The sequence below is a fragment of the Actinoplanes sp. NPDC024001 genome, from assembly GCF_040638955.1.
Lineage (GTDB): Bacteria > Actinomycetota > Actinomycetes > Mycobacteriales > Micromonosporaceae > Actinoplanes.
Genome location: NZ_JBEZZB010000357.1, coordinates 1 through 1,956, shown reverse-complemented (window position 1 = coordinate 1,956; position 1,956 = coordinate 1). Strand labels below are relative to the sequence as shown.

Genomic DNA, 1,956 nt, shown 5'->3' with positions numbered 1-1,956 from the left:
GGGTGGTGCTGCTCGGCGACGCGGCGTACGCGGTGTCGCTGCTGGCCGGGCAGGGCGCCTCCCTCGCGGTCGCCGGCGCGTGCCTGCTCGCGGCCGAGCTGACCGGTCGCGCGCCGATCGGCGAAGCCCTGATCGGGTACGAACAGGCGCTGCGCCCGGTGGTCACCGAGACGCAGGAGCGGGCCCGGCGCGGCACCCGCTGGTTCGTGCCGGCCACCCGCACGCAGCGGTGGCTGCGCCGGACCGCGCTGCGCTCGGCCGGATTGCCGCTGGCCGACCGGCTGCTGGCGACCGCGGTGGTCGGCAAGCGGTCGGCGCTGCCTCGCGACCGGTATGCTGCCGGGCACACAACGTGATGATCACAGTGGGGAGTTGATGTCGGTCATGTCCGTCACCCGGGAGGCCTGGGGGTCCGCCCCCGCCGGCGCAGTCGACCGGTACACCCTCGACAACGGGCGTGACCTGCGGGTCCGCATCCTCACCTACGGCGGCATCGTCCAGTCGGTCGAGGTGCCGGACCGGGACGGCACCACCGCGAACGTGGCGCTGGGCTTCGACACGATCCAGGGCTACGTGGACAACCCGGGGCCGTACTTCGGGGCGATCATCGGCCGGTACGGCAACCGGATCGCCAAGGGCCAGTTCACCGTCGACGGCACCGCCTATCAGGTGCCGGTCAACGACGGGCCGAACAGCCTGCACGGCGGCACCCCCGGGTTCGACCAGCGGATCTGGGACGCCGAGGTCCGCGACGGCGCGCTGGTGCTCACCCACGTCAGCCCGGACGGCGACCAGGGCTACCCGGGCGCCCTGACGGTGGCCGTCACCTACGCCCTCACCGAGGACAACGGGCTGCGCATCGACTACCTCGCGACCACCGACGCGCCGACCGTGGTGAACCTGACCAACCACAGCTACTTCAACCTCGCCGGCGAGGGCTCCGGCGACGTCTACGGCCACGTCCTGCAGATCAACGCCGCCGGGTTCACGCCGGTCGACGCCACGCTCATCCCGACCGGCGAGGTCGCGCCGGTGGCCGGCACACCGCTGGACTTCCGGGAGCCGGTCGCGATCGGCGCGCGGATCCGCGACAACCACACCCAGCTGCGCTACGGCGGCGGTTACGACCACAACTGGGTGCTCGACGACCCGGACGGCGGGCTGCGGGCGGTCGCGCACGTCAGCGAACCGGGCAGCGGCCGGACGCTGACCGTGCGGACCACCGAGCCGGGCATGCAGTTCTACTCCGGCAACTTCCTGACCGGTACGTTCGCCGGGACGAGCGGGCGTGCGTACCGGCAGGGTGACGGGTTCGCGCTGGAGACCCAGCACCACCCGGACTCCCCCAACCAGCCGGCGTTCCCGTCGACTGAGTTGCGTCCCGGCGAAAAATACAAGTCCACGACCGTGTATGAGTTCGGGACGCGTAGCTGACAGGCCGGTATCACCGCCGGTAGCGTCACCGTCCGTGCCCACAGAGGACTGACGGACACGACGATCGGCGGCCAACAGTGGTAGGAACGTCGCCGCGGCCCCTCATCGGGCTGCTGAGCGCTCAGGCATGCACGCTGTCGGCCAACCGTGTCCTGATCGTCGCGGTGCCCTGGCTGCTGCTGACCGCCACCGGTGACCCGGCCCTCGCCGGCCTGGTGATGTTCTGCCAGGCCGCGCCCTACGCGCTGACCCAGTGGCTGGCCGGCCCGCTGCTGGACCGCATCGGGCCACGGCGCGTCTGCATCGCCGGGGACCTCACATCGGCGGTGCTGCTGACGGTGCTGGCCGCCGTACCGGAGGCCAGATGGCCGTGGCATCCCCGGACACGGGTTCGTTCTCTACTTATGCCGACCGTGCGATTGGTCACTGGGCCGGTTTCACCATCGGCTGGCTGTACTGGTGGTTCTGGGTGCTGGTCGAGCACCGTGCCGAGCGGCTCGGTGAAGAGCCGGACCAGGACGT

At 71.4% G+C, this 1,956-nt stretch carries 2 protein-coding genes and 2 pseudogenes; all 4 read left to right on the top strand.

Annotation, left to right across the window (positions count from 1 at the left end):
- Positions 1 to 356 (top strand): annotated as a pseudogene (locus tag AB0F81_RS51115) (FAD-dependent oxidoreductase); the annotation flags it as partial.
- A 28-nt stretch (positions 357 to 384) separates the two neighbouring features.
- Complete coding sequence (locus tag AB0F81_RS51110) at positions 385 to 1,434, top strand: aldose epimerase family protein (RefSeq protein ID WP_360211706.1); 1,050 nt, start codon at positions 385 to 387, stop codon at positions 1,432 to 1,434.
- 77 nt (positions 1,435 to 1,511) lie between these two features.
- A pseudogene (locus AB0F81_RS51105) lies at positions 1,512 to 1,772 on the top strand (MFS transporter); the annotation flags it as partial.
- A 26-nt stretch (positions 1,773 to 1,798) separates the two neighbouring features.
- On the top strand, positions 1,799 to 1,956 hold a 158-nt coding region (locus tag AB0F81_RS51100; RefSeq protein ID WP_360211709.1), incomplete at its 3' end, for a hypothetical protein.